Source organism: Herbiconiux aconitum (assembly GCF_024979235.1).
GTDB classification, from domain to species: domain Bacteria; phylum Actinomycetota; class Actinomycetes; order Actinomycetales; family Microbacteriaceae; genus Herbiconiux; species Herbiconiux aconitum.
The window spans coordinates 1,494,288-1,518,768 of record NZ_JANLCM010000001.1 but is presented as its reverse complement, the minus strand read 5'-3'; the positions used below and the strand labels follow the sequence as shown (position 1 = coordinate 1,518,768).

Below are 24,481 nucleotides of genomic sequence, written 5' to 3'. Positions count from 1 at the left end.
CCTAGGATTGGCCGCAGCGGCTGCGGCGGCCGAGCAGAAAGAAGGCACTCGTGAGCACATCGGGCGGCAACAAGGCGATTCTCGCGGCGTTGGGCGCCAACCTGGGCATCGCCGTGACGAAGTTCATCGCATTCTTCTTCTCGGGCTCCTCGTCGATGCTCGCGGAGGGCGTTCACTCGCTCGCCGATTCCGGCAACCAGCTGCTCCTGCTGCTCGGCGGAAGGCGGGCGAAGAAGAAGGCCGACAAGGAACATCCCTTCGGCTACGGCCGCGAGCGCTACGTCTACGCCTTCGTGGTGTCGATCATCCTGTTCTCCGTCGGAGGCGTGTTCTCGATCTACGAGGGCATCGAGAAGCTGGCGGAGCCGCACCCGATCGAGAACGCCTGGCTGCCGATCCTCGTGCTCGTGATCGCCATGGTGCTCGAGGGGTTCTCGCTGCGCACCGCCGTTCGCGAGAGCAACCATTCCCGCGGCAAGCAGAGCTGGGTGCAGTTCGTGCGCCGCGCCAAGGCGCCCGAGCTCCCGGTCGTGCTGCTCGAAGACACAGCAGCACTCCTCGGACTCGCCTTCGCCTTCATTGGTGTCGTGCTCTCCGTGATCACGGGCAACGGCACGTGGGACGGCATCGGAACCCTCTTCATCGGCGCCCTGCTGGTGGCGGTCGCCGTCGTGCTCGGCATGGAGACGAAGAGCCTGCTGGTGGGCGAAGGGGCGAGCGACGTCGACACGGCCGCCATCTCGGGAGCGATCGAGGGCACCGCGAACGTCGATCGCCTCATCCACATGAAGTCGCTCTACCTCGGGCCCGACGAATTGATGGTCGCCGCCAAGATCGCGCTGCCACCGGAAAGCGAGTTGCGCGATGTCGCGGCCACGATCAATCAGGTCGAGGAGAACATCCGCTCCGCCGTGCCGGTCGCCCGCGTCATCTACATCGAGCCCGACGTCTACGTGCCGCCGGTGGAGGTCGAGACCTCGACCGAGGCGATCATCATCAAGAGCACCGACTGAGCGCCACCGGAATGCGCGCTACGGTCATCCGGCACGAGCGGATGGTGTCGCTCGGCAACTTCGAGCCCGTGCTTCGGGCGCACGGCTACGAGATCGAGACGATCGACGCGGCGCTGGCCGAGTCTGCTCCTGAAGCGTTCGCCGAGGCGATGCACGCGGCATCCGGCGCCGACCTGCTCATCGTGCTCGGATCGGCCCGTGGCGTCTACGAAGCCGACCGGCACCCCTTCATCGCGCCCGAGATCGCCCTGGTGCGCGAACGCCTGGCGGCCATGCGCCCAACGCTCGGTGTGTGCTTCGGCGCGCAACTGATCGCGGCGGCGCTCGGCGAGGAGGTTCGGCCGGGCCCCACCGTCGAGGTGGGCTACCGCGACGTGGCGCCGACGGATGCCGGCCGCGAATCCCCGGTGCGCCACGTCGCCGGCGTTCCGGTGGCCGAATGGCACGGCGACACCTTCGACCTGCCGGCCGGCGTCGAGCGGCTGGCGACGTCGGCCGCGTATGAGAACGAGGCTTTCGGAATCGGCGACTGGATGCTCGCGGTGCAGTTCCATCCCGAGCTCACCGACGAGATGCACGAGGAGTGGCTGGTGGCCGACGCCGCCTACGTCGCGTCGGCCGGGTACGAGCCGGAAGCGCTGCGTGCCGAGCGGCAACGCTACGGTGCCCGCATGCAGACGGCATCGCAACGGATGCTCGGCGAGTACCTCGACCGCCTGCCCGCCGCCTGAAGGGCTGGCTCAGCGGGTCGAGATCGGCCCGCGGCCGTCGCGGAAGAATGCGGTGAGCAATTCCCCGCAGGCCTCGGCCTCGACCCCCGCCACCACCTCGACACTGTGGTTCAGGCGCCGGTCGCGCAGCACGTCGTAGACCGAGCCGGCCGCGCCGGCCTTCTCGTCCCAGGCGCCGAACACGACACGCGGGATGCGAGCCGACAGGATCGCCCCAGCGCACATCACACAGGGCTCGAGGGTCACGATCAGCGTCGCGTCGGTGAGGTGCCAGTCGTCGAGCTTCCACGACGCCTGGCGGATGGCCACGATCTCGGCGTGCGCCGTCGGGTCCTGCCGCAATTCGCGCTCGTTCCGGCCAACACCGATCACGGCACCCGAACCGTCGACCACGATCGCACCGACCGGCACGTCCTCGGTCTCGAGTGCAGCGCGCGCTTCGTCGAGCGCGAGCCCCATCCAGTCGGACAGCACGCCCGCCGAAGGTAGAGGGCTGAGCAACGAATCGACCACGTCACTTCCTCTCGTCATCAGGCGACAGGTTATATCGTCCTGCGGCAGGGGCGGTCGAGTCCAGTAGATTGACCGTATGCGAGTACACGTTGCCGATCACCCGCTCATCACCCACAAGCTGACGGTTCTGCGCGACGTGAACACGCCGTCGCCCACCTTCCGCTCCCTCGCCGAAGAGCTCGTGACCCTTCTGGCCTACGAAGCCACGCGCAACGTGCGGGTCGAGCCGGTCACCATCCAGACGCCTGTCGCCGAGACCACCGGCGTCGCGATCAGCAGCCCGCGCCCCCTCGTGGTGCCGATCCTGCGCGCCGGACTGGGCATGCTCGAGGGCATGGTCAAGCTGGTGCCTTCGGCCGAGGTGGGCTTTCTCGGCATGGTGCGGAACGAAGAGACCCTCGAGCCCACCACCTACGCCGAGCGCCTGCCCGACGACCTCTCCGACCGCCAGTGCTTCGTGCTCGACCCGATGCTCGCCACCGGCGGTTCGCTCAGCGCTGCCATCGAGTTCCTCTTCAAGCGGGGCGCTCAGGATGTCACGGCCATCTGCCTTCTCGGAGCCCCCGAAGGTGTGGCGGCCCTCGAAAAGGCCACCGAGGGTCGCGACGTCACCCTCGTGCTGGGCGCCCTCGACGAGCGCCTCAACGAAAAGGGTTACATCGTTCCGGGCCTCGGCGATGCCGGCGACCGTTTATACGGAACTGTCTGACGCCTGCGGCGGCAGACAGTTCCGCCCGCGCCGCCGCTTCTGCGGCGCGGGGCGACATGTTCGGCTGAGGTCGCTTCGCGGCCTCGGCCTCACCCTGGGTCATCGAGCGCGGCCCGCGGCCTGCGATCTCGTGCCGCAACCCGTGGGACTGGCGCGATAGCGTCGACTACTGCTCGGTGCCTGCGGGGTCGGCCGTCGGCACGGCCGGCGCCGTGTCCGAATCAGAGGCGTCATCCTCCGGCTCGTCCGCCGCTCGCTTGCGTCGCAGCAGATCGAGCAGCCCGATCGCGAGCGCCACCAGGATCAGCCCCAGCGTCACGAAGAAGGCGTTGCGGAAACCGTCGTGGTACACCGACACGTTGTCCGCGTTGCCCGGACCCTCCCGGTAGAGCGTCGAGAAGAAGATCGACGACGCGGCCGCCACCCCCACCGCTGTTCCGACCCGCTGACCCACCTGCGCCATCGAGCCGGCCACTCCACCCTCGGTCACGGGGATCTCGGCGAGCGTCAGCGTCTGATTCGGCGAGATGACGAGCCCACCTCCCGCTCCGGCCACCGCCATCGCGGCCGCCATGAGCCAGATCGACCAGCCCGCCGGCGGCAGCACCGCCGCGAGCAGCACCAGCACGAAGCCGCAGAACGCGACCACAAGCCCGACCACCACCAGAGACCGCCCGTAGCGTCCGACCAGCCGACCGCCGATCAGCGATGCGATGGCCGAGGTCAATGCGAATGAGATGCTCACCATGCCCGCGAACACCGGCGGAAAGCCCAGCCCCTCTTGGAGGAACAACGTCGTCAGCAGGAAGATCGCCGGGATGGCCGCGAAGTACGCCGTCGCCAGTAGCAGCCCGTTGCGATAGGAGCCGAGCGAGAACAACGAGAAATGGATGGCGGGAGATTTGCCGGCCGCCGCGTAGCGACGCTCCCAGGCGATGAAGAGCACGACCGCCACCGCGCATCCGAGCAGCCAGAACCAGCGCCAGGGGCTGTCATCCGGCCCTCCGGTGGTGAGCACGAAGGGCAGCATGAAGCTGAAAACGCTCGCGCCGAGCAGGAGGATGCCCACGAGATCAAGGTTGCGGGGCCCGGCCTGGTGGGGTTGCGTCCGTGGGAGCAGGCGGAGGGCGAACACGAGCGCCAGGATGCCGAGCGGCACGTTCATCCAGAACAACAGCCGCCAGCCGTCGGTCTCGCCGCCGACCGCGATCAGCAGACCGCCGAGGGTAGGTCCGAACGCCGTCGCCACACCGATCGTGGCGCCGAACAGCCCGAACGCACGCCCGCGCTCCTCGCCTTGGAACAGCTGCTGCACGAGCCCCAGCACCTGCGGCATCTGCACACCCGCTGCGACGCCCTGCAGGATGCGTGCCATCACCAGGATCTGGATGCTTGGCGCCATCGCACACAGAGCACTCGCCACCGTGAAGCCGCTGAGCCCCACCACGAACATCACCTTGCGCGAGTAGAGGTCGCCGAGTCGGCCGGAGGGCACGAGTGCCAGACCGAACGCCAGTGCGTAACCTGCGACGATGATCTGCAGCTCCGTCGACCCCGCACCCAGCGACTTCTCGATCGAGGGCAGTCCGACATTGACCTTCGAGAGATCGAGGATGGTGAGCGCGGCGACCGCGATGCACACAGCGAAGGCCTGCCATCGCGCACGACCGACAACCGGCGAAGGCGAGGATGCGACAGCCATGCTGTCGAACCTATACCGACGCCTCGGCCGTCGCAGCCGTCCTCATTCGGTCGGCGACGACGATCCGGCGTTTGACAAATCGTCTTCGAATTTGTTTAGATGCTCTCTATGACTGACAGTGTGCACACCCTGACCTCCTTTGAGGCTCCTGGGCATGCCGGCATGATGATCGCCGGTGGCGTCGTCATGTGTTGTCGAATGTGTCGCTAACGAGACATCTCGTCGAGCACCCCTCCACCTCTCAGCCTCATACCGCTGATCGAACGGTGCAGGTGCTCCGCATCCGGAATCTTCCGGTGCAGCCCGGACTCTCATCGCGGTCCGTAGCCTGACACATCTCCGACCCGCTCAGACGGGTCATTGCCGCTTAGGACAGCTCTCATGTCGATCGCCCATCTCGATTCCCGCCCCGCCACCATCACCCCGATCAGCCGCGTCGACGACGTCGCAACGACCACTCCCCGCATCCGCGCGGTGCCCGAAGGCACCGAAGCACGCGGCTTCGTGCTCTACGTCGGCATCGACGAAGACAAGGCCGCCGCCGACGGCACTGACCTCGGACGGATCGTCGAAGCACTCAAAGCCCTCGCCTCCGAGCTCGCGCCCTCCTCCGAGACCTACGCCGCCGTCGCCCTCGCGCCTCGCGGCGCCGGTGGCCGTGACGTCGACGTGGTGCGTCTTGCGCTGCAGGACCCGACGGCGCTGGCCAAGCACCGCCAGGTTCCGGATGCGCAGGACCGCGCCCGCGACGGCGTCGTCGTCGACCTCAGCCGCAAGCGGGTGCTGCTCGACAACAACGCCGCGAACCTCACTTACAAGGAGTTCGAGCTGCTGCAGTACCTCGTGCTGCGTGAGGGCCGCACCATCGAACGCGCCGAGCTGATCACCGCGCTGTGGAGCGCCGGTGACGAGGAGGTGCCGAACGAGCGCACCATCGACGTGCACGTTCGCCGCCTGCGCTCGAAGCTTGGCGACTACGAAGACATCGTGCGCACGGTGCGCGGTGTCGGCTACCGCTTCGACCGCCACGCGGATGTCTCCGTCCGTCACACCTCGACCCCCTCCCCCGACCTCTTCTGAAATGCCGCAGCCCGGCGAGCGCAGAGCTCGCCGGGCTGTTTCGGCAGATCGTGGCTCAGTCGTGGAGCCGGGTTGCTATACCTTGCACGCGATGAGTTTGGCGACGTCGTCGGTGAGGGAATCGGTCCCGCCAAGGAGGACCACCTTCTTCGCACCTAGGCGGACGATGTCATCGATCACGACGCGCGGAACGCACGACTTCGGAATCACATACAGCGGCGACTTGCCCGACCCGGCAAGCACGCTGCCGGCGAGAGCATCAGGGAAGTTGAGCCCTGTCGCGAGATACACCGTGTCGGCCTTGGTGAACGCTGCGTGGTTGAGGTTGTAGGACGCCTCGAACCGATCTGCTCCACCGATTCGGTTGACGGGACCGACCTTCTGCAGTGACATCTCAACGGCGGTCGATACCGAGTTGACACCACCCACGATCGTGAGAGCGGATGCGTTGTGGGTCGCGAACAACGCTAGCGTCGGCGCATCCGCGGCCGGAGCATCACCCTTGACCAAGACGACGGGTTCACCCACGGCGCCCGCAGCCGCGCCGGCAGAGAGGGCATCGGCGAAGGTGGCGCCGGTCGTCACCTGGGCGTGGGCAAAGGGTCCGAACATCTTGTCGGCGATGGCGCGGCTCACCTCATATCGATCAGCACCACCGACACGCTCCAGAGTCGCGCCGGGCACGAGTGTCTTGAGCTGGCCGACAACGGCTTCGGAAACTGAGTTGACCCCACCGATGATGACGATCCGGCCTGGTTTCAACGAAGAGACTTTCGCCGCAACATTGTCGGGGACTCGATCGGGCAGAGTCAGAAGCAGCGCTCCGCCGAGCTTCGCCGCGGCCGGTCCAGCGCTCAGCGCGTCGGGGTAGTTGACCCCCGAGGCAACGAACAAGACGGGCGCGGTCGTGGGGAACATCCCGTTGGCGATCTGAACCGCCACTTCATACCGATCCGCTCCAGAAACCCGCGAAGTCACCGGCATTCCCACGTTGATGAACACCGTCGCAGAGCTCGTCTGGCAGGCAGCATGGGCCAACTCAGCAAGGCAGTAGGTGAGCGTGTCAACTCCAATGAACCCTGCATTCGGCGTATATGTCACCGATAAGTCAGGGTTTATGGCAAGCACCCCATGCATAGTGGGCCGGGGACTTGCCGAAAGCTGGACATGCGCTGCATTCACGTCGTTAGCAAGCAATAAAGCGCTAGAAAGCAACAACGGCGCACCAACAGGAGTGGCGAGATGATCGTCGACCGGTACGGCGGCATCCACGGTGATTGTGACGGTTGCGTAATTGGAGGCGCATTCCGCGAACACTTTGGTGAGGCAGTATTGGAAGGAGTCCGTGCCGCTGAACCCAGCATCCGGCGTGTAAGTGAACTTGCCCTTCTCAAGGAGAGGCAAGACCTGCCCATGCTTGGGCAAAGATGACAGAGGTGCCCACCAGGCCAAGTCCTCGCCGCCTAGCGAATCATTTGCCTGAACTCCCAGCTGGCTCGTGAACTTCGCACTTTGCGTCGTCGAGTACGTATCATCGACCGCTACGTAGGGGCCTGCCGCGTTCGCCGGTGGGGCAGAGGCAAGCATCGGTGCCGCTGTGAGCACCGTGCCGAGGGCGAGCGCGAGGAGCCAGCGCGCCGGGCGAGCGCTCCGGCCTTGCGAGATTTCGTTCATGATGTGCCGTCCAAAACGTCAGCTGTGGGTGCGGCGACGCCGCGGGTCAAGACGAGAATACCTCAGGTAAACCACTAATGCGATGTTTTCTCAGGTAAGCGACTGACGGACACTGTTCGACGGCTGTTTGCCTGTCGCTGGGCTGAGGGTTGGCTTCGAGTTCCCCAGACGCTCGACTATTGAGATTCTCCGTGCACTCACGGACGAATCCCCGCACCGAACCGAGAGGAACAAGGTCACATGGGTTCTCCCCGAACGACCTCGCGACGACCCCTGAGAACAGTCGCGGCGATCACCACCGCCCTGGTCGCCGGCATCGCGCCGCTGACCGTGGCCGCCACAGCAACGGCAGCAACACAGACGGCAGCATCGTCAGCAACGTCAGTAACCCCAGCAGCCGCAAACGCAGCAGCCACCGGCCTCGTCGCAGCAACCGACGCCGACCAGGCCGCCCCCGAGCGCGTCATCCTGACGCCCCCTGAGCACCCCGACACCGAGCAGTCCTTCACCTGGCGCACCGGCGCGAACGTGAATGACGGCAAGGTGAGCATCCGCGAGGCCGGCAAGGCCGACGCAGCCTGGCGCACGATCGACTCCCACGCCAACGAGCAGCTCGACAGCGCCGGTGTGCCGACGCGCACGCACTCGGCCACCGTCGACGGTCTCGCTCCGGGCACCGAGTACGAGTACTTCGTGGGCAACGGCACCGCCGTCAGCGACACCTACCGCTTCACCACGGCCGGCAAGGCGGGCGATCCGTTCACCTTCATCTACTTCGGCGACGCGCAGAACGACCTCACCGAGAAGTGGACGCCGGTCGTCAAGCAGGCCTTCGACACCTTCCCGGATGCGGTCGGCACCGTGAACGCGGGCGACCTCGTGAACACAGGCGGCAACGACGGCGAGTGGACCGAGTGGTTCGGCGCCATGGACGGCTACAGCCAGTCGCGCAACGTGATCGCTGCCCCCGGCAACCACGAGTATGGCGGAGACGCCTTCCTCAAGGTCTGGAAGTCGAACTTCGAGTACGACGCGAATGGCCCGAAGGAAGACGCCGCCACCGGTGGCACCTCGGAGGGCGAGCTGCAGAAGGCCGCCTACGAGAAGCAGATGGCGATCGCCCTCGAAGAGACGGCCTACTACACCGACTACCAGGGTGTGCGCTTCATCTCGCTCAACGCGAGCCGCGACCAGGCCGTCGAGCTGATGACGCCGACGGATCTGCCGCCCTGCCACATCGCCTGCCCGAACCCGAGCGCGCTCTGGCTCGACATGCAGAGCCGGTGGCTCGACTCGATCCTGGCGAACAACCCCAACAAGTGGGCCGTCGCCGTGTTCCACCAGCCCGTGTTCTCCACGGCTGAAGGACGCGACGAGGTCGACGTGCGCGAATCCTGGCTCCCTGTCTTCCAGCGCAACGACATCGACCTGGTGTTGATGGGCCACGACCACACCTACGGACGCGGCTTCGTGAACACGGATGCGACGGACACCCCCGGCGTGACCACCGGTCCGGTGTACACCGTCGCCGTCTCGGGCCCGAAGTACTACGAGCTGCAGCCGGAGGACGACAACGTCTGGACCCAGAACGGCGCCACGATGGTGACTCGCGCGGGCCACACCTCGACGTTCCAGGGCATCACGGTGACCGACGACCAGATCCGCTACGAGTCGATCGTGGCGGCGAAGTGGGACGGCGAATCCACCACCGACAAGGAGGTGGGCGACACGCTCGACGCGTTCACCATCACGAAGTACGACAACGGTGAGAAGTACGTGACCGAGGACGGCATGCCGATCCCGGCCGAGGGCACCGGCACGCCCACCACCGTGCCACCGAACACCGACGAGGAGCCGGCCGAGCAGCCTGCAGAGGTCGCTCTGGGCCACCAGGTCATCGGCACCTTCACCTCGCCGACCGCCGGCCTGCCCGGACCGACGACCGTGAACCCCACGACCCACGTTGTGTACGTCGCCGACCAGGCATCCGGCAGCAAGGGAACCGTGCAGGCGATCGACCCGGTGACCGGTGAGGTCATCGACGAGTTCGACGTGGGCGCACCCGTGCGGGACCTCGCCTACGACTCCAGCTTCAACGGCGTGCTCGTGGCGATCGAGGGCGGAAAGATCGCCTCCTACCTCACCAACCCGGCTGTCTTCGGCACCCCGTACATCGAGCCGATCCCCGTCGGGGCGTCGGTGCGCTCTCTGCAGTACGACGGATACCGCGGTCTCGTCTACCTGGGTCTCGACAACGGCACCATCATGTGGCTCGACGCCGAAGGGTTCGAGCTGAAGGGCACCTTCTCTGCGGGTTCGAACCTGCGTGGCATGCGCATCGACGACATCACGGGCGTGCTCTACGCGACGTTCGACAACGCCGATGACGACAGCGTGGGCCTCCGTCTCTACGAGACGCGAAACGAGATGAACGTTCTGAAGGAGTACAAGCTCGATCGGAACGCCGGGCCCGTCGACATCGACATGGAGAAGGGCCTCGCCTACGTCGGCCACACCTCCGCCGAGGCGGGCCACGGCGGCCTCTCGGTGGTCGACCTGATCGACGACACGGTCACGCACTACGCCACGGACGACTTCGGCGGCGCCATCGGCGGCGTGGGAGTGGATGCGGGCAAGGGCATCGCTTACCTCTCCAGCACCGCGAAGTCACCGGCTCCGATGATCGTCGTCGGCCGCCAGCAGGCGCCGCGGATCACCGCGTCGCCGGTGGCGCAGTACGGCGAGTCGGGATCGACGGTCACTTTCTCGGCTGCCGCTCTGGGCATCCCGGCCCCCACCGTCGCGTGGGAGTCGCGGGCAGCCGGTTCGGCCAGTTGGGTTCCCGTCGAGGGCGCGACCAGCGGCTCGCTCGACGTGACCGCATCGGATGCCGTGCATCTCACGCAGTACCGTGCGGTGTTCACGAACACGATCGAGGGCGTCGACTACTCGACGCACTCCGGCACCGCGACGCTCGTGATCGCCGGCTACGTCGCCCCCGGCACGCCGGACGGCGAGGGCGAGGGCGGCGGCCAGGTCGGCGGCACCCCCGACACCACCACGGCCGGCGGCGAGACGCTCGCAGCCACCGGGTCGGAGCCCCTCCTGCCCACGTTTGCGGCACTCGCGCTGATGCTTCTCGGTGTCGGGGCGGCGCTCTACCGTCAGCGCCGCCGCGAGCAGTCCCGCTAGCGGTTCAGCGGCCTCCGCGGATCTGTCCCCCGATCGCACCTTCCCCTCAGCGGGAGGTGCGATCGGGGGACGTTTTTCGTGTGACTACTCGGCGAGACCCGGCTGCGCGGCCGCAAGGGACGGCTCGGCGCCGGCCTCGAGAACCGCGCGGAGGAGTGCACCGAGTGTCGCATCCACGTTCGTCCAGTACTGGATGGCGCGCTCCCGGATGCCCGCATCCTGCACTCCGCCGACCGCACCCGAGATGGTCTCGAGGAAGCGCTGCTTCTGCGCCGCGTCGAACACGTCGCGGTAGAGCGTGCCGGCCTGGCCGAAGTCGTCGTCTTCGGTGTGCAGGGTCGCGGCGGAGCGCACGAGTGCGCCATCCGTCTCCCAGCTGCCGGCGCCCGCCGCGGCAGCGGAGGCCACCGGTCCGCCGAAGGAGTTCGGGGCATAGACCGGAGCCGAGGCCGGCTTGAAGCCGTGGCGACCGGCGCCGTCTTGCGTGTAGCTGTGCACCGGGGCCGCGTGCGGCGCGTTCACCGGCAGCTCGGCGTAGTTGCTGCCTACGCGGTAGCGCTGTGCATCCGGGTAGCTGAAGACGCGCGCCATGAGCATCTTGTCGGGGCTGATGTCGATGCCCGGCACCGTGTTCGCGGGCGAGAAGGCCGCCTGCTCGATCTGCGCGAAGAAGTTCTCCGGGTTGCGATCGAGCGTCAGTGTTCCCACCTTGATGAGCGGGTAGTCGGCGTGCGGCCAGACCTTCGTGAGGTCGAAGGGATTGAAGCGGTAGTCGTGCGCGTGGTCGTAGGGCATGACCTGCACGTGAAGATCCCACGACGGGAACTCGCCGCGCTCGATCGCCTCGTAGAGGTCGCGGCGGTAGTAGTCGGCGTCGGCTCCCGCGATCAGTTCGGCCTCGGTGCCGGCCATCTCGACGTTGCCCTGGTTGGAGCGGAAGTGGTACTTCACCCAGAACCGCTCGCCGTCGAGGTTCGTCCACTGGTAGGTGTGCGATCCGAAGCCGGGCATCTCGCGCCAGGAGCGCGGCAGGCCGCGGTCGCCCATGAGGTAGGTGACCTGGTGGGCCGACTCGGGCGAGAGCGTCCAGAAGTCCCACTGCATGTCGGCGTCGCGGAGACCCGATCCGGGCAGCCGCTTCTGCGAGTGGATGAAGTCGGGGAACTTGATGCCGTCGCGGATGAAGAACACCGGCGTGTTGTTGCCCACGATGTCGTAGTTGCCCTCGGTCGTGTAGAACTTCACCGAGTAGCCGCGCACGTCGCGCCAGGTGTCAGGGCTGCCTTGCTCGCCGGCGACGCTCGAGAACCGGGTGAGGGTCTCGGTGGTCGCGCCCGGCTGGAACACGGCGGCGCGCGTGTAGGCCGAGACGTCTTCGGTCACCTCGAAGCGACCGAACGCTCCCCCGCCCTTGGCGTGCACGATGCGCTCCGGGATGCGCTCGCGGTTGAACTGCGCCAACTTCTCCACCAGGTAGCGGTCGTGCAGGGCGGCGACGCCGTCGGCACCCGTGGTGAGCGAGTGCGCGTCACTCGCGACCGGGGTGCCGGTCTGGGTGGTGGTGGGCGTGGTTTCGGACATTGTTCTCCTTCAGAGGGGTGCCCAAGACGGGCGGACCGGATGGTGGATCGGATGCACGGGGTCGATGACCCCAGACAGTGGAGGCTGGCGCGACGGCTTTACCCGGTGGCCGCCTGGCATGCGGGGCAGAGGCCCCAGAAGGTGACCTCGGCGGTCTGGATGCGGTAGCCGGCATCCGTCGACGGGGTGAGGCACGGTGCCGCGCCGTGCACGCAGTCGACGTCGGCCACCGCTCCGCAGTTCGTGCAGACCACGTGGTGGTGGTTGTCGCCGATGCGCCGCTCGTAGCGGGCGGACGAACCGGCCGGCTCGATGCGGCGCAGGAGCCCGGCCGACGACAGGTCGGCGAGGATGTTGTGCACCGACTGCACCGAGGTGTTGGCGAGGCCCGGGGAGATGGACCGGAAGAGAGCATCCGCGTCGGCGTGCGGCATCGACCCGAGAGCGTCGAGCACCGCGACGCGCCCGGCGGTGACCCGCAGACCGGCTTCGCGGAGCTCGGTTTCGGGTGTCTCGTACATGGTTCGACCGTAGCAGCTATCGTGAACCATTCAAAACAAGACTTACGGATGCTGACCGCCGCTTCACGAGAGACCCAGCAACTTGCCGTTCTTCGACAACTCAGGGTCGGTGCACGAGGAGAGGTCGAAGCAACAGGGCCGCCGCATCCCCTTTCCGAGCTTCGACATGCTCACCTCGATGCGCTTCTCGCGGGTCGCGGGGTTCTTCGTGGCATTGACCCAGCGCACCCACTCCCACCGGGCCATGGGCGTGATGCCCTCCCAGGTCTCCCCCGCCGCCGGCGTCTCCGCGAGCGCCTCGTCGAACTCGGCCGGCACGTTCGGTTCGGGCCACGCCTCGTTGCGCTCGATCTCGAGCTCTACCGTGTCGCCTTCGCCCACGGAGCCAGCGCCAGAGCCGGTGTCGGCATCGTCGTCGATCCCTCGCAGCACCTCCCCGACGTCGAGCCAGTGCCCCCGGAGGCCGTCCGGTTCGACGACCGCCTCGAAGGGATGCTCGTTGATCAGGCCCGTCACAGCCACCTGCCCTCGAGACGGCAGTTCTGCGCTCGCGACCTCCGGGAACCGGGCGATGAGCCGCTCGCCGACGAGGAGGACCTCGGTGGTGAATCGAGTCCGAGCACTGCCCGTGCGCGCCTTTTCAGCCATGCCTGCCATCGTACTCAGCGCCGTGATTCACCCCCGTTCGAGGCACACAGCGAACTCTCAGAAAAATAACGTTTTGATAACTAGCGCTCCGTTACCGGACCGTTATATATTCATAGAGCGTTAGTTGTTTGCTGTGGCAGCTAACGCGGAATGTGATTGCAGGACACTCTTGGTGCAAGGGAGAGGGCCCGTCGTTAGCCTCTACGACGGGCCCTCAATAACTTAACCTTCGCCCTTCTGCCACGACTCAGTAGTCGGCGCGGGATTCCTTGATGATGTCGAGTTCGCTCTCATCGGCAGCCCAATCGCGCAGAGCCGCCTCCAGTTGGCGCCGAAGCCACTCCGCGCTCGGCGCGTCGACCAAGTGGGCGAGCCGTCTCGTGCGCTCGTCCGGTGTTCCCGTCAAGTCGGCCGGCGTCGGCGAAGTTTCGCTTGTCATGAGAGTTCCTTCCGGGTGGATTCGGGATCGGTTGAGACCCGAGCGTAGAACTGAAAGCACCGGGGCACCAGCCCGGGAGACGGCCGCTACAGTTGCGCCATGAGCACGGAGATCCTCTTCCTCGGCACGGTCATCACGGTCGACGAGACCCGGCCTCGAGCGGAGGCTCTGCTGGTGCGCGACGGCCGGATCGCGGCGGTCGGCGACGCCGTCGAGGTGCGTTCGCAGGCGACACCGGATGCGCGGGTCGTCGAGCTGGGCGAGCGGGCGCTGCTGCCCGGCTTCGTGGAGGCGCACGGGCACCCGACCGACGCCGCGGTGGTGCTGAGCCGAGCCATGATCGACATCCGCCCGGTGGTGCTCGCCACCGCCGGCGAGGTGATGCAGGCGATCCGCGAGGGTCTCACCGCGCGCCCCGAGGGCGCCGTCTTCAACGGCTGGGACGGCTTGCTGCAGACCGGCCTGAGCGACCCCACGCTCCAGCAACTCGATGACTGGGCCGGTGACACACCCCTGGTCATCCTGCACAACTCCGGCCACGTGGTCTTCTTCAACACCGCCGCGGCCCGCCGCGCCGGAATCGACCGCGACACCCCAGACCCCGCCGGCTCGCACTGGGAGAAGGATGCCGCAGGAGAACTGACCGGCAAGGGCTTCGAAGTGGGCACCGTTCTCGCTCTGCTCCGCGACACCCTCGCGGCTGCCCAGCGCGACCTCCCCGAGCTGCTCACCGCCTACCTCGAAACCCTCAACGCCGTGGGCATCACGACCGTGAGCGACATGAGCTGGGATGCCGCGAAGCGGCCCGCCCTCGACGCCGCCCGTGCGGGCGGTGGGCTCCGTGCGCGGCTGCGACTGTACGAGATGTCAGCGCCGGAGGTCGTCGCATCCGTCGCCCCGCAGAACGGCGACGAGCTCATTCGCCAGGTGGGGATGAAGACCTGGGCCGACGGGTCGCCCTGGGTCGGCAACATCCTCCTCTCCTTCCCCTACCTCGACACCCCCGGCACCCGGTCGATCGGGGTGGAACCGGGTTCGCACGGCTCGGCGAACTACACGCGCGAGCAGCTCGACGAGGTGGTGGAGCGCTACTTCCCCGAGGGCTGGCAGCTCGCCTGCCACGTGCACGGCGACCTCGCGGTCGACCGCGTGCTCGACTGCTGGGAAGCGTTGCTGGAGCGGCATCCGCGCGCCGACCACCGGTTGCGGATGGAGCACGTCGGCGCCATGACACCGGCCCAGTTCGAGCGGGCGGCAGCGCTCGGCGTGACGGCGAGCATCCTCGTCGACCACATCTATTACTGGGGCGAGGTACTCGTCGACGACCTCTTCGGGCCCGAGCACGGCGGTCCGTGGGCGAATGCACGCGCGGCGCTCGATGCGGGCCTGAAGATCTCGTTCCACAACGACGGCACGGTCACGCCCGCCGAACCGCTGCGCAACATGGCGGTGGCGATGACGCGCACCACGCGATCGGGCCGGCACCTCGAAGGCGCTGCCGGGGTGACGCTCGACGAGGCGATCCGGGCCCAGACCCTCGACGCCGCCTGGCAGCTGTTCTCGGAGCACGAAGTGGGCAGCCTCGAGGTGGGCAAGTTCGCCGACCTCGTGGTGCTCTCCGCCGACCCCTCCACGGTGACACCGGATGCGCTACCGGGCCTCGACGTGGTCGAGACCTATCTCGCGGGCGAGCGGGTGTACAGCGTGTCACAATGAGTTCCACGAACGGATTCCACGAGCGTCGGGAGCGGGAATGGCAGCAGAAGTCTCACCCGTCGCCGCTTGGGAATCGCTGTTCCGGGCTCAGGTCACGGTGATGCGCCAGCTCGCCACCGAGTTCCCCACCGACATCGTGTCGCTGAACGAATACGACGTGATGTTCAATCTGTTCATCCAGCCGAGGAAGGTGCTGCGCATCCGCGACCTCGGCGAGAAGGTGCTGCTCACCCAGCCGAGCATCAGCCGCCTGGTCGACCGTCTCGTGGCGCGCGGCATCCTGGAGAAGAACGACGACCCCACCGACGGCCGAGGCACGCTCGTCGGGCTCACGGAGCACGGGGTGCAGGTCTACCGGCAAGCGGCCGTCATCCACGCCGAATCGATCAGCGCGCACATGACCGGTCACCTCTCGTCCGACGAGCTCGACGAGCTCGCCCGGCTCTGCGACAAGCTGCGCGAAGGCGTCTCGGGGCGATAGCCCGCGTTCAGAGAGTGGGTTCGGTGCTCGTGGGAGCCGCCACCTCCTGCTTGGGTGCGCGGAAGGCCTGCAGGTTCGCCAGGGCCACTCCCCCCAGCACGATGACGCCTCCCACCACCTGAGCGACGGTGAACGGTTGGCCGAGCACCAGCGTGAGTGCCGCGGTGAACACGGTGATGAGGTTGAGGAAGACACCGGCCCGAGCGGGCGGGATGACGCCGAGTGCCCGGTTCCAGAGCAGGTAGGACAGCACCGAGGGAAACACCACGATGAACGCCAGCGCCCACCACACGCTCGGCGTCTGAGGAATCGCAGGGCCGCCGGAGAGCACCGTGATGGGCGCGAGCACGATCACGGCGATCACCACCTGCAACGCCGTCGAGGTGATGGGCGGGATGCGCGGACCACGCCGGCCGAGGATCGTGTAGGCCGTCCAGGCCACGATCGCCCCCACCATGAACACGTCGCCGATGCCGAATCCGCCGTCGAAGAAGCCGTCGAGCGAGCCGCGCGAGAGCACGATGAGCACGCCGACGAGCGCCAGCACGATGCCGATGACCGCGGTGGCGGAGAGCCGCTCGCGCAGGAAGAGCACGGCCGCGACGCTGATGAGGGCCGGGTTGAAGGCGTTGATGAGCGAGGCGTTGAAGGCATCCGTGTATTGCAGGGCGGTGTAGAGCAGCAGGGTGTATCCGATGACTCCCGTGGCGCTCAGCGCGATGAGCCACGGCCAGGCCCTCAAGACATCGCGCCACTTCGGCCGCTCGATCAGGTGGGCGAGCACGAGCAGTGGGATCGCCGCGAACGCCCAGCGGAGGAACACGAGGCTGAGCGGATCGAGCTCCGCGACCGCGGCCGCCCCCACCACGTAGTTGCCGGCCCAGAACAACGTCGCGGCGAGCAACGACACGGTGGCGACGACGACGGGTCGCCGGCTCACGTCACGTCCTTCACCGCTGCGCCCCGCATTCGCCCCACGATACCGGGCGCTCGAAGCGATCGAGTGGGCACGATTCGTCGCACGACGCGGCGGGAAGCGACGAATCGTGCCCTCTCGATCTCGGCAGACGGAGGCGGGTGGGGTGGGGGCGGGGTTGAATGAGGGCATGAGCACCACCGGCACCACCATCGTCTGGTTCCGTGACGACCTGCGGGTGCACGACAATCCCGCGCTGCACGCCGCCGTGAAACGGGGCGACCCGATCGTGTGCCTCTACGTGCTCGACGACGAGAGTGCGGGCATCCGACCGCTCGGAGCCGCTTCCCGCTGGTGGTTACACGGCAGCCTCACCGCGCTGGCCGGCGAGCTGCACGAACTCGGACTGCCTCTGACCCTCCGCCGCGGTCCGGCCGAGGCGGCCGTGCGGGCGATCGTGCAGGAGACGGATGCGACGACCGTGCTCTGGAATCGCCGCTACGGCGAGGCGGAGCGGGCGGTGGATGCCGCGCTCAAGTCGTCGCTGCGCGCGGAAGGCCTGACGGTCGAGAGCTTCCAGGCCTCCCTGCTCTTCGAGCCCTGGACCGTGCTTACCGGCCAGGGCGGCTACTACAAGGTGTTCACCCCGTTCTGGCGATCGGTGACCGCGGGGCCGCCGCCGCGGCATCCGCTGCCCGCGCCGGCAGCCGCCACAGCCACAGCCACAGCCACAGCCGCGGATGCCCACCTCGCCGACGACGACAAACCGCCGCGCCACCGCCCGGTCGACTCCGACGACCTCGACTCCTGGGCCCTGCTCCCCACCCGCCCCGACTGGGCCGCCGGACTCCGCGAGCGCTGGCAACCCGGGTCGGCCGGTGCCCACGAGCGCCTGCGCTCCTTCGTGAGGAACGGCGTCGGCACCTACGTCGACGAGCAGGACTTCCCGGCCGAAGACGCTACCTCCAACCTCTCACCGCACCTCCGCTTCGGCGAGATCAGTCCGTTCGAGGTGTGGCACGCTGTGGACCAGCATCGGGCACGCGTGCGCGGCGACGAGGGCGGCGCATCCGCTTATCTCCGTCAGCTGGTGTGGCGCGAGTTCGCGTATCACCTGCTCTTCCACCTGCCCTCCATCACGAGCGAGAACATGCGGCCCGAGTTCGACCGCTTTCCCTGGCAGGAGCCGGATGCCGCAGAACTCGAGCGCTGGCAGCAGGGGCGCACAGGAATCCCTCTCGTCGACGCCGGCATGCGCGAGCTCTGGCAGACCGGCGTGATGCACAACCGGGTGCGCATGGTGGTGGCGTCGTTCCTGGTGAAGAACCTGCGGGTCGATTGGCGGGTGGGTGAGGCCTGGTTCTGGGACACCCTGGTCGACGCCGACCCCGCCTCGAACGCCCTGAACTGGCAGTGGGTGGCAGGATCGGGGCCGGATGCCGCGCCGTACTTCCGCGTGTTCAACCCCGAACTGCAGGCGTCGAAATTCGACAAGCACGGCGCCTACGTCGAGCGCTACGTGCCCGAGGTGGGAACGGATGCCTACCCCGCCCCCATGGTCGACCTCGCGGAGTCGCGTCGCGCGGCTCTCGACGCTTACGCCACCATTCGCTGACAGGCCAGAATGGAGGGATGACTCGACGCGGCCTCTTTCTGTTCGTCGCGCTGGGGATCGCGTGGGGCATCCCCTACCTCTTCATCAAGGTCGCGGTCGGCGAGCTCGAGCCCGCAATGGTGGTGCTCGCCCGCGCCGGCCTCGCCACCATCCTGCTGTTGCCCCTGGCGTTCTTCCGGCGCGAGGTCGGCCAGGTGCTGCGGCGCTGGAAACCCCTCCTCGCCTACACGGTGGCTGAGATCATCCTGCCGTGGTACTTCCTGAGTTCGGCCGAACAGCGGATTCCGAGCTCCACCGCAGGGCTTCTGCTCGCCACCGTGCCGTTGGCGGGTGTCGCCGTGGCCTTCGTGCTCGGGCGACCCGAGAAACTGTCGGTGCTGAACTGGCTCGGGCTCGGGGCCGGGATGCTCGGAGTCGCGATTCTGGTCGGGTTCGACCTTGCCGGCTCCGACCTCATCGGTGTGGCCGAGATGGCGGTCGTGGTGGTGGGTTACGCGGTCGGGCCGGCGATCCTGGCGCGCTGGATGAGCGATCTGCCCGGCGTCGGGGTGGTCTCGCTCTCGCTCGCCATCACCGCCGTGGTGTACATCCCCTTCGTGCTGCTCACCGGCGCCTGGCCCTCGGCCTGGCCCTCGGCGTCGGTGATCGTCTCGATCGTCGTGCTCGCCGTGATCTGCAGCGCGCTCGCCTTCTTGCTCATGCTCGCCCTGGTGGGCGAGATCGGGCCCGTGAAGGCGACCACCATCACCTATGTCAATCCGGCGGTCGCCATCATCGCCGGAGCTCTCGTTCTCGGCGAACGGGTGACGGTCTGGACGATCGTGGGCTTCGCGGTGGTGCTCGCCGGCTCGTATCTTGTGACGCTCAAGCGTCCCGCCCGCACTCCGATCGCGGCCGAGGGCCCCGAGCAAGCCGCGGCCACGGACTGACCGCGAGGAGGGTCAGTAACCCGCGAAGGCGTCGCGGCGCACGGCACGGGCGCCGGCGCGACGGAGTTCGCGCGCCACGTGGTCGACGTAGCCGGGCGGGCCTGAGACGTAGGCGCGACGGCCGCGCAGGTCGGGGATCGCCGTGCCGAGCGCCTCGGCGCTCAGGCGGCCTGGTCCGAGGTACTCCCAGCCCGGCGGCAGGTCGTCGGGCGCATCCGGAGCACTGACGAGCACGCGGATGCCGGCTGCCACCAGCTCGTCGGCGTAGGCGAGCTCCTCGACCGACGCCACCGAATACAGCAGAACCACGTCGACCGGCCGGCCCTCCCCGCGCGACCGCTCGGCGAGTTGGCTCACGAAGGGGGTGATGCCGATCCCGCCGGCGGCGAACACGAGAGGAACGCCCGGATCGTCCGGCAGCAGGAAGTCGCCGCCCACCCAGGTCGACCGCACGGTCGCCCCGGGCTCCAGCGCGGCGAGGGTGCGCTTGAACGAACTCGACGGCTGGGCGAGTTTCACTCCGACACTCACGCGCGACCCGTCGTCGGCCGCCGAGGTGATGCTGAACATGCGACGCGACCCACGGCTGTCGACCCGGCGATGAGGCAGGGTCAGCTCGAGGTATTGCCCGGGCCGAAACCGCACCGGCGTCAGCGGCTCGAAGTCGTAGGCGGCGCTCGTGGGTGTGAGGTCACGACTGCCGAGGAAGCGCATCCGGATGCCCCGCCGCTGCGAGAAAGCGAAGGCCACGATGTTGCCCACCAGCAGAGCGATCTCCGGTGAGGAGTACACCGGACCGATCTGGTAAGGAATCGAGAACACCACGGCCACCAGTGCCGCGACCAGCAACTGCTGCCAGCGACGCGGCGGAAGGGTGAGCGGCTCGCTCAGCATGAACCCGGCGAGGAAGACGATCGGGAGTGAACCGAGCGCCAATCCGAGCGCGTCGAACGGCAGCTCGCCGTTCCCCACGAACCGCGCGGTGAACAGTGCCGTCGCGATCACGACGAAGACCAGGCCCACGGTGAGTTTGCGCGTGCGGTAGAGCACGATCAGCGCGCCGACCGCTACGAAGGGCAGCAGCACCGGGTTCGCCACCCACCACCCGGCGATGTCGAGCGTCGTGACCGTCATCACCACGGCCGCAACCGCCGCCGGGTTGAGCACGTGCCGGCCACGGATGGCCAGCAGGTACTTCGACGCGGAGGCCACGATGCCGCTCACGGCGAGCAGCAGCAGGCCCGCAGGGGCGTCGGTCGGCAGGAAGATCATGAACACCAGCAGACCGGTGATGACCGATGACTCGAGGTGCGCCCGGGTGCGGAACGCGAGCGCGAAGATCCATCCCGACAACCCGGTCGCGATCAGCGCCACCGCAAGGCTCAGCACGAGCTGGAGGGGCGTGTAGAAGAGTTGCCCGAAGGCGCTCGCGATGATCGCGACGAGAGCGATCGCGCCCAGCACGACGATCATCAGCCGATACATCGTCACGTGGCCGAGCAGGGTGTCAAGACGGGATTTCATGTGAACAGTTCCCCCCGAAAATCGCGCGAGCGCTCTGCTCGTCCGTCGGCGTACAAGCGTACATAGCTGAAGTGGAATGTTTCGGCGAGCCGGTGTGCCCCGGTGAAGAACAGGGCGGTCGCCAGCCCGTCGGCGAGGGCGGTGTCGGCGGCCACGACCCAGGTCGCGATGACGTCGCGGGCCGGGTTGCCCGTGCGCCCGTCGAGGATGTGGTGCAGCCCTTCGCCCCAGCTCCGCCGGTTGCTGGCCGATGCGCAGAGCGACGCGTTCTGCAGTTCGGCGACGCCGATCGCTTGTCCGGCGACGAGCGGATGCTCGAGGCCGACCCGGATGGGCTGCGGCCCGGCGTGCACGAGGTCGCCACTCGCGTCCACGACGTAGCGGTCGATTCCCTGCTCGCGCAGCACGCCCGCCACGAGGTCGACGAGAAGCCCTTTGCCGGCCGCCCCCACGTCGATCACGACGGGACGCTCGGTGGTGACGACGCGGCCTTCTCGCACGATGTCGGTGTTCCAGGAGGGCCGGCCACGCGCATCCGTCGCTCCGGATGCTGTCGCCCGCGGGTCGTCGACGGCCGGCCGCAGACTGTAGTCGCGGTCGTAGCCGAGCAGTTCGAGATCGCGCCCGACGAGCGGGTCGACGGCGCCCGCGGTGGCGACGGCCAAGCGGTCGTAGAGGGCGAAGAGTTCCACCGCGTCATCCGGGAACGCATACCGACCGGGCCGCTCCGCGATCGCGGTGACGAGGCTGTCGGTGCGGAAGCGGGAGTACGTGGCGTCGAAGCGCTCGACCCGTTCGAGCACAGCCTGACGCACGTGCGCGTCGAGCGGCGAGGCCGTCTCGATCTGCCAGTGCGTGCCGATCGCCTCGAAATCGAAGAACGCGGGGTCGGTCATGACCCTAGGCGGCGTCGGCCTTGATGGCCTCGATCGCCTCGTTGAAGCCCCCGCTGGTGAGGCTCGAGCCGGCCACCCGGGAGACGTCGATCTCGTCGATGTCCTTGCCCACCACGACCTTGGCGATGCCGTCGGCGAACTGGGTCTGGTACTGGATGGCTGTGGGGTTGGTCGCCTCCGGCGTCACGGTGACGGCGGTGATGACGTCGCCGGAGAGAGTTACCGAGACGTCGATCTCCTCCTTGCCGTTCGGCGAGACGTAGTTGCCGGTGGCCTCGTAGTCGCCGTCGGCGTACTTGGAGCCACTCGACGAGCCCGCGTCAGACGTGGCCGAGGGTGTCGCCGCCGGCGCGGTCGGGGCCGACGAGGTGCTCGGCGGCACCGTCTGCGCGTCGGCCGCCGGCGCGCCCGAGTCGGTGGCGCATCCGGCCAGTGCGACGGAGAGGGAGACACCGGTCATCGTGGCGAGAGCGAACTTCTTCTGGCGCGTGTTCATGAGATCTCCGAGTCGTGTGGCGGCGTGGCACGTCGGCGACGGTGGCGACTGATACGAACGTATCGATCGAGGCTGACAGGTCTCTATGAGCGCCGAATGCGTTTGCTTTGAGATGACACGCGAGGGCGTCGCTCACTGCGACTTCTGGCGACGGAGCCTGCGCAGCGTGCTGATGGTGCGTTGCTCCGGCAGGCTCCAGCCGAAGCGCACGGCGAGCACCCGGATGAGCGTGGTCACGATGACGCAGCCGATGCCTGCCACCGTGATGTTCGCGCCGGTCGACACGGCCACCACCAGGAAGACGGCGCCGGCCGCGGCGGCGACGGCGTAGAGCGATCCGACGTGCATCACACCGATCGGCATGCCGAGAAGGATGTCGCGCAGCATGCCGCCGCCCACCGCCGCCGCGATGCCCACGAAGACGGCCGGCACCACGGGCAAGCCCACCGAGAGGGCCTTGCTCGCACCGATGGCGCAGAAGAGCCCGAGGCTCACGGCGTCGAGGATGGTGATGGCGACGTTGAGCCGGGAGAACAGCCGCTCCAGCAACATGCCGAGGAGAGCGGCGACGATGGCGACCGGGATGTACCAGTTCGACTCGAGCGCCGCCGGCACCTGGTTGAGGAGCAGATCGCGGATGACACCGCCGCCGAACCCGGTGACCACGCCGATGAGGCCCACGCCGAGAAGATCGAGGCGCTTGTCTTTGAACTGAGCCGCGAACATCGCGCCCTGGACGCTACCGAGGGCGGTGGCCCCGAGGTCGAGCCACAGGGGTATCTCGAACTGTTCGGCGACCATGCACCAGTCATATCACGCGGGCGTGACCCGCCGAGGCGGCCGGGCTCTCCGCGAATCCGTCCTCATCAACTTTCGAGATCGCGGAGGAACACCGCGAATCCCGGGATCGTGAATTCCAGGCTTCCGCGGGTGGCGGCCTGAATGAAGCCCTTGTCGATCAGACGGGCTCGTGGCACCCCGAGGCTCTCTGCGGTCACTCCCATTCGGCGCGCGATGTCGGCACGTCTCACCGGCCCGTCGCCGATGTGGGCCATGGCCGACATCAACTGCTGCTCCTGCGCGGTGGCGTTCGCCCACCGTCCGCGGAAGAGGGCTTCGAGATCAGCCTGCATTTCCGCGCGCCCGATCCGCACGTGGTCCTCAGTGATGGTCGCTCCGGGGTCGGGCCGCTCGGCGGCGAGCCACGCCCCATCGGCGATGAGTTGCAGCGTGTACGGATATCCGGCCGCCACCTCGAGCGCGGATGCAAGCGCCTTCCGATTCCATTGAACACCGAGCCGCAGGGACGGCTCCAGGATCGCTATCTCTCCTGCCTCCGTCGAAAGCGGGTGCAAGGGGCGATAGGCGATCCTTTCGGAGAAGGTCACCGCCGAAGCGATGACATCAGGGCTGTTCGGCAATCCCGCTGCGAACACAGCGGCAGGCACATCGATGCCTTCGGCCTGCAGATGTTGCCACGCGTAAGCGAGCGTACGCAGACCCGATGCGTCTGCCGCCTGGATCTCGTCGATCAGGATCACGAGAGCAGACGCCTCGTCCGCCGCGGCCACCATTCGCACGACGTCCTCGAACTCGCGCGCCCCCGACGGAGTCGACGTCACCGGTGGGTGGATGGCAGCATCGATGCGTGCGACGCCCGGGATTCCGACGCTGAGGGTGAGCACCTGCAGTGATTGGCGAAGTCGCGACCGGGTATCCGATCGCCACGATGCCGTCACTCGACTGATCGCATCGGCGAGCTGGGCGATCAAACCCACCTCCTCCCCTGCGGTCACCCAGACGGTGATCGCTCCACGGGCCTCAGCACGGGTTTGATACTGACGCAGGAGTGACGTCTTGCCATACCCGCGTGGACCATTGTCGACCCGAATCCGGCCGACGAGGCGTTTCAGGTCGACGAGGTAGGAAAGACGCTCCTCGAACTCGGCGAGTTGGATCGCACGGCCCGGAACCTCCCGAGCAAGATCACCTGGAGTATAGGGGCTTGGCTGCACGGGTACCTCGCTTTACTGCTTGTTACTGAATACGAGAACAGTAACAGGCAGTACAGGCCTGGTGACGGATGGAGTCTCCGGGAGTGGTTG

The 24,481-nt window shown here is 67.6% G+C and carries 22 protein-coding genes; 9 read left to right on the top strand and 13 right to left on the bottom strand.

The features are described from left to right. Positions 1-50: 50 nt before the first annotated feature. Positions 51-1,013: a cation diffusion facilitator family transporter gene (locus N1027_RS07060; protein WP_259506486.1), complete on the top strand. Its 963-nt coding sequence runs from the start codon at positions 51-53 to the stop codon at positions 1,011-1,013. 11 nt (positions 1,014-1,024) lie between these two features. Next, positions 1,025-1,744 (top strand): glutamine amidotransferase-related protein, encoded by a 720-nt coding sequence (locus tag N1027_RS07055; RefSeq protein ID WP_259506484.1) that lies wholly within the window; start codon positions 1,025-1,027, stop codon positions 1,742-1,744. Positions 1,745-1,753: 9 nt separating this feature from the next. Here the strand turns inward: N1027_RS07055 and tadA are convergent, their stop codons facing one another. Continuing rightward, on the bottom strand, positions 1,754-2,203 hold the full coding sequence (tadA, locus tag N1027_RS07050) for a tRNA adenosine(34) deaminase TadA (protein WP_259507926.1): 450 nt from the start codon (positions 2,201-2,203) through the stop codon (positions 1,754-1,756). A 130-nt stretch (positions 2,204-2,333) separates the two neighbouring features. On the opposite strand from tadA, the gene upp reads away from it, so the two are divergent. After that, complete coding sequence (gene upp / locus N1027_RS07045; protein WP_092549163.1) at positions 2,334-2,966, top strand: uracil phosphoribosyltransferase; 633 nt, start codon at positions 2,334-2,336, stop codon at positions 2,964-2,966. A 166-nt stretch (positions 2,967-3,132) separates the two neighbouring features. Here the strand turns inward: upp and N1027_RS07040 are convergent, their stop codons facing one another. Next, positions 3,133-4,668: an MFS transporter gene (locus tag N1027_RS07040; RefSeq protein WP_259506482.1), complete on the bottom strand. Its 1,536-nt coding sequence runs from the start codon at positions 4,666-4,668 to the stop codon at positions 3,133-3,135. Positions 4,669-5,049: 381 nt separating this feature from the next. Between N1027_RS07040 and N1027_RS07035 the strand changes: the two genes are divergently transcribed. Next, a complete protein-coding gene (locus tag N1027_RS07035) occupies positions 5,050-5,748 on the top strand; it encodes a winged helix-turn-helix domain-containing protein (RefSeq protein WP_259506481.1) in 699 nt (232 codons plus the stop codon). A 75-nt stretch (positions 5,749-5,823) separates the two neighbouring features. Here the strand turns inward: N1027_RS07035 and N1027_RS07030 are convergent, their stop codons facing one another. Further along, positions 5,824-7,422, bottom strand: coding sequence for a cell wall-binding repeat-containing protein (locus N1027_RS07030; RefSeq protein ID WP_259506480.1), 1,599 nt, complete (start codon positions 7,420-7,422; stop codon positions 5,824-5,826). Between the two features lie 240 nt (positions 7,423-7,662). Here N1027_RS07030 and N1027_RS07025 point away from each other — a divergent pair, with 240 nt between their 5' ends. Next, on the top strand, positions 7,663-10,614 hold the full coding sequence (locus N1027_RS07025; RefSeq protein WP_259506474.1) for a fibronectin type III domain-containing protein: 2,952 nt from the start codon (positions 7,663-7,665) through the stop codon (positions 10,612-10,614). Between the two features lie 84 nt (positions 10,615-10,698). Here N1027_RS07025 and N1027_RS07020 read toward each other — a convergent pair whose 3' ends face one another. From N1027_RS07020 to N1027_RS07005, 4 genes are all read right to left on the bottom strand, one after another. Continuing rightward, complete coding sequence (locus N1027_RS07020; protein ID WP_259506471.1) at positions 10,699-12,195, bottom strand: catalase; 1,497 nt, start codon at positions 12,193-12,195, stop codon at positions 10,699-10,701. Positions 12,196-12,293: 98 nt separating this feature from the next. Then, positions 12,294-12,716, bottom strand: coding sequence for a Fur family transcriptional regulator (locus N1027_RS07015; protein ID WP_259506470.1), 423 nt, complete (start codon positions 12,714-12,716; stop codon positions 12,294-12,296). A gap of 63 nt (positions 12,717-12,779) precedes the next feature. Next, positions 12,780-13,364 carry a YdeI/OmpD-associated family protein gene (locus N1027_RS07010; protein WP_259506469.1) on the bottom strand — a complete coding sequence of 195 codons (585 nt, stop codon included), beginning with the start codon at positions 13,362-13,364 and terminating at the stop codon, positions 12,780-12,782. A 247-nt stretch (positions 13,365-13,611) separates the two neighbouring features. Next, positions 13,612-13,803 (bottom strand): hypothetical protein, encoded by a 192-nt coding sequence (locus tag N1027_RS07005; protein ID WP_259506468.1) that lies wholly within the window; start codon positions 13,801-13,803, stop codon positions 13,612-13,614. Positions 13,804-13,902: 99 nt separating this feature from the next. Between N1027_RS07005 and N1027_RS07000 the strand changes: the two genes are divergently transcribed. Continuing rightward, entirely contained in the window at positions 13,903-15,519 is a 1,617-nt protein-coding gene (locus N1027_RS07000) for an amidohydrolase (protein WP_259506467.1), read from the top strand. A gap of 37 nt (positions 15,520-15,556) precedes the next feature. Further along, on the top strand, positions 15,557-16,000 hold the full coding sequence (locus N1027_RS06995; RefSeq protein WP_259506466.1) for a MarR family winged helix-turn-helix transcriptional regulator: 444 nt from the start codon (positions 15,557-15,559) through the stop codon (positions 15,998-16,000). 7 nt (positions 16,001-16,007) lie between these two features. Here N1027_RS06995 and N1027_RS06990 read toward each other — a convergent pair whose 3' ends face one another. Continuing rightward, positions 16,008-16,940 carry a DMT family transporter gene (locus N1027_RS06990; protein ID WP_259506464.1) on the bottom strand — a complete coding sequence of 311 codons (933 nt, stop codon included), beginning with the start codon at positions 16,938-16,940 and terminating at the stop codon, positions 16,008-16,010. 166 nt (positions 16,941-17,106) lie between these two features. Here N1027_RS06990 and N1027_RS06985 point away from each other — a divergent pair, with 166 nt between their 5' ends. Together N1027_RS06985 and N1027_RS06980 are read left to right on the top strand one after the other, a co-directional pair. Next, positions 17,107-18,531, top strand: coding sequence for a cryptochrome/photolyase family protein (locus tag N1027_RS06985; RefSeq protein WP_259506463.1), 1,425 nt, complete (start codon positions 17,107-17,109; stop codon positions 18,529-18,531). A gap of 17 nt (positions 18,532-18,548) precedes the next feature. Beyond that, positions 18,549-19,460: a DMT family transporter gene (locus N1027_RS06980; protein WP_259506462.1), complete on the top strand. Its 912-nt coding sequence runs from the start codon at positions 18,549-18,551 to the stop codon at positions 19,458-19,460. Between the two features lie 12 nt (positions 19,461-19,472). Here N1027_RS06980 and N1027_RS06975 read toward each other — a convergent pair whose 3' ends face one another. The 5 genes from N1027_RS06975 to N1027_RS06955 form a co-directional block, all read right to left on the bottom strand. Further along, positions 19,473-20,984, bottom strand: coding sequence for an FAD-dependent oxidoreductase (locus N1027_RS06975; RefSeq protein ID WP_259506457.1), 1,512 nt, complete (start codon positions 20,982-20,984; stop codon positions 19,473-19,475). Continuing rightward, a complete protein-coding gene (locus N1027_RS06970; RefSeq protein WP_259506455.1) occupies positions 20,981-21,880 on the bottom strand; it encodes an FAD:protein FMN transferase in 900 nt (299 codons plus the stop codon). The genes N1027_RS06975 and N1027_RS06970 overlap by 4 nt, the downstream gene beginning before the upstream one ends. 4 nt (positions 21,881-21,884) lie before the next feature. Beyond that, on the bottom strand, positions 21,885-22,376 hold the full coding sequence (locus tag N1027_RS06965; RefSeq protein ID WP_259506454.1) for an FMN-binding protein: 492 nt from the start codon (positions 22,374-22,376) through the stop codon (positions 21,885-21,887). A 132-nt stretch (positions 22,377-22,508) separates the two neighbouring features. Then, positions 22,509-23,177: a trimeric intracellular cation channel family protein gene (locus N1027_RS06960; RefSeq protein ID WP_259506452.1), complete on the bottom strand. Its 669-nt coding sequence runs from the start codon at positions 23,175-23,177 to the stop codon at positions 22,509-22,511. A 65-nt stretch (positions 23,178-23,242) separates the two neighbouring features. Continuing rightward, on the bottom strand, positions 23,243-24,391 hold the full coding sequence (locus N1027_RS06955) for a DUF8462 domain-containing protein (protein ID WP_259506451.1): 1,149 nt from the start codon (positions 24,389-24,391) through the stop codon (positions 23,243-23,245). Positions 24,392-24,481: the final 90 nt, after the last annotated feature.

Bases quoted from the DNA above. Each gene is read 5' to 3' on its own strand.
- N1027_RS07020 (WP_259506471.1), bottom strand. From the start codon at position 12,195: ATGTCCGAAACCACGCCCACCACCACCCAGACCGGCACCCCGGTCGCG.
- N1027_RS06975 (WP_259506457.1), bottom strand. From the start codon at position 20,984: ATGAAATCCCGTCTTGACACCCTGCTCGGCCACGTGACGATGTATCGG.
- N1027_RS06985 (WP_259506463.1), top strand. From the start codon at position 17,107: ATGAGCACCACCGGCACCACCATCGTCTGGTTCCGTGACGACCTGCGG.
- upp (WP_092549163.1), top strand. From the start codon at position 2,334: ATGCGAGTACACGTTGCCGATCACCCGCTCATCACCCACAAGCTGACG.
- N1027_RS07025 (WP_259506474.1), top strand. From the start codon at position 7,663: ATGGGTTCTCCCCGAACGACCTCGCGACGACCCCTGAGAACAGTCGCG.
- N1027_RS06960 (WP_259506452.1), bottom strand. From the start codon at position 23,177: ATGGTCGCCGAACAGTTCGAGATACCCCTGTGGCTCGACCTCGGGGCC.
- N1027_RS07015 (WP_259506470.1), bottom strand. From the start codon at position 12,716: ATGTACGAGACACCCGAAACCGAGCTCCGCGAAGCCGGTCTGCGGGTC.
- N1027_RS07055 (WP_259506484.1), top strand. From the start codon at position 1,025: ATGCGCGCTACGGTCATCCGGCACGAGCGGATGGTGTCGCTCGGCAAC.
- N1027_RS06965 (WP_259506454.1), bottom strand. From the start codon at position 22,376: ATGAACACGCGCCAGAAGAAGTTCGCTCTCGCCACGATGACCGGTGTC.
- N1027_RS07035 (WP_259506481.1), top strand. From the start codon at position 5,050: ATGTCGATCGCCCATCTCGATTCCCGCCCCGCCACCATCACCCCGATC.
- N1027_RS07030 (WP_259506480.1), bottom strand. From the start codon at position 7,422: ATGAACGAAATCTCGCAAGGCCGGAGCGCTCGCCCGGCGCGCTGGCTC.
- N1027_RS07005 (WP_259506468.1), bottom strand. From the start codon at position 13,803: ATGACAAGCGAAACTTCGCCGACGCCGGCCGACTTGACGGGAACACCG.
- N1027_RS06970 (WP_259506455.1), bottom strand. From the start codon at position 21,880: ATGACCGACCCCGCGTTCTTCGATTTCGAGGCGATCGGCACGCACTGG.
- tadA (WP_259507926.1), bottom strand. From the start codon at position 2,203: ATGGGGCTCGCGCTCGACGAAGCGCGCGCTGCACTCGAGACCGAGGAC.
- N1027_RS07000 (WP_259506467.1), top strand. From the start codon at position 13,903: ATGAGCACGGAGATCCTCTTCCTCGGCACGGTCATCACGGTCGACGAG.
- N1027_RS06980 (WP_259506462.1), top strand. From the start codon at position 18,549: ATGACTCGACGCGGCCTCTTTCTGTTCGTCGCGCTGGGGATCGCGTGG.
- N1027_RS07040 (WP_259506482.1), bottom strand. From the start codon at position 4,668: ATGGCTGTCGCATCCTCGCCTTCGCCGGTTGTCGGTCGTGCGCGATGG.
- N1027_RS06995 (WP_259506466.1), top strand. From the start codon at position 15,557: ATGGCAGCAGAAGTCTCACCCGTCGCCGCTTGGGAATCGCTGTTCCGG.
- N1027_RS07010 (WP_259506469.1), bottom strand. From the start codon at position 13,364: ATGGCTGAAAAGGCGCGCACGGGCAGTGCTCGGACTCGATTCACCACC.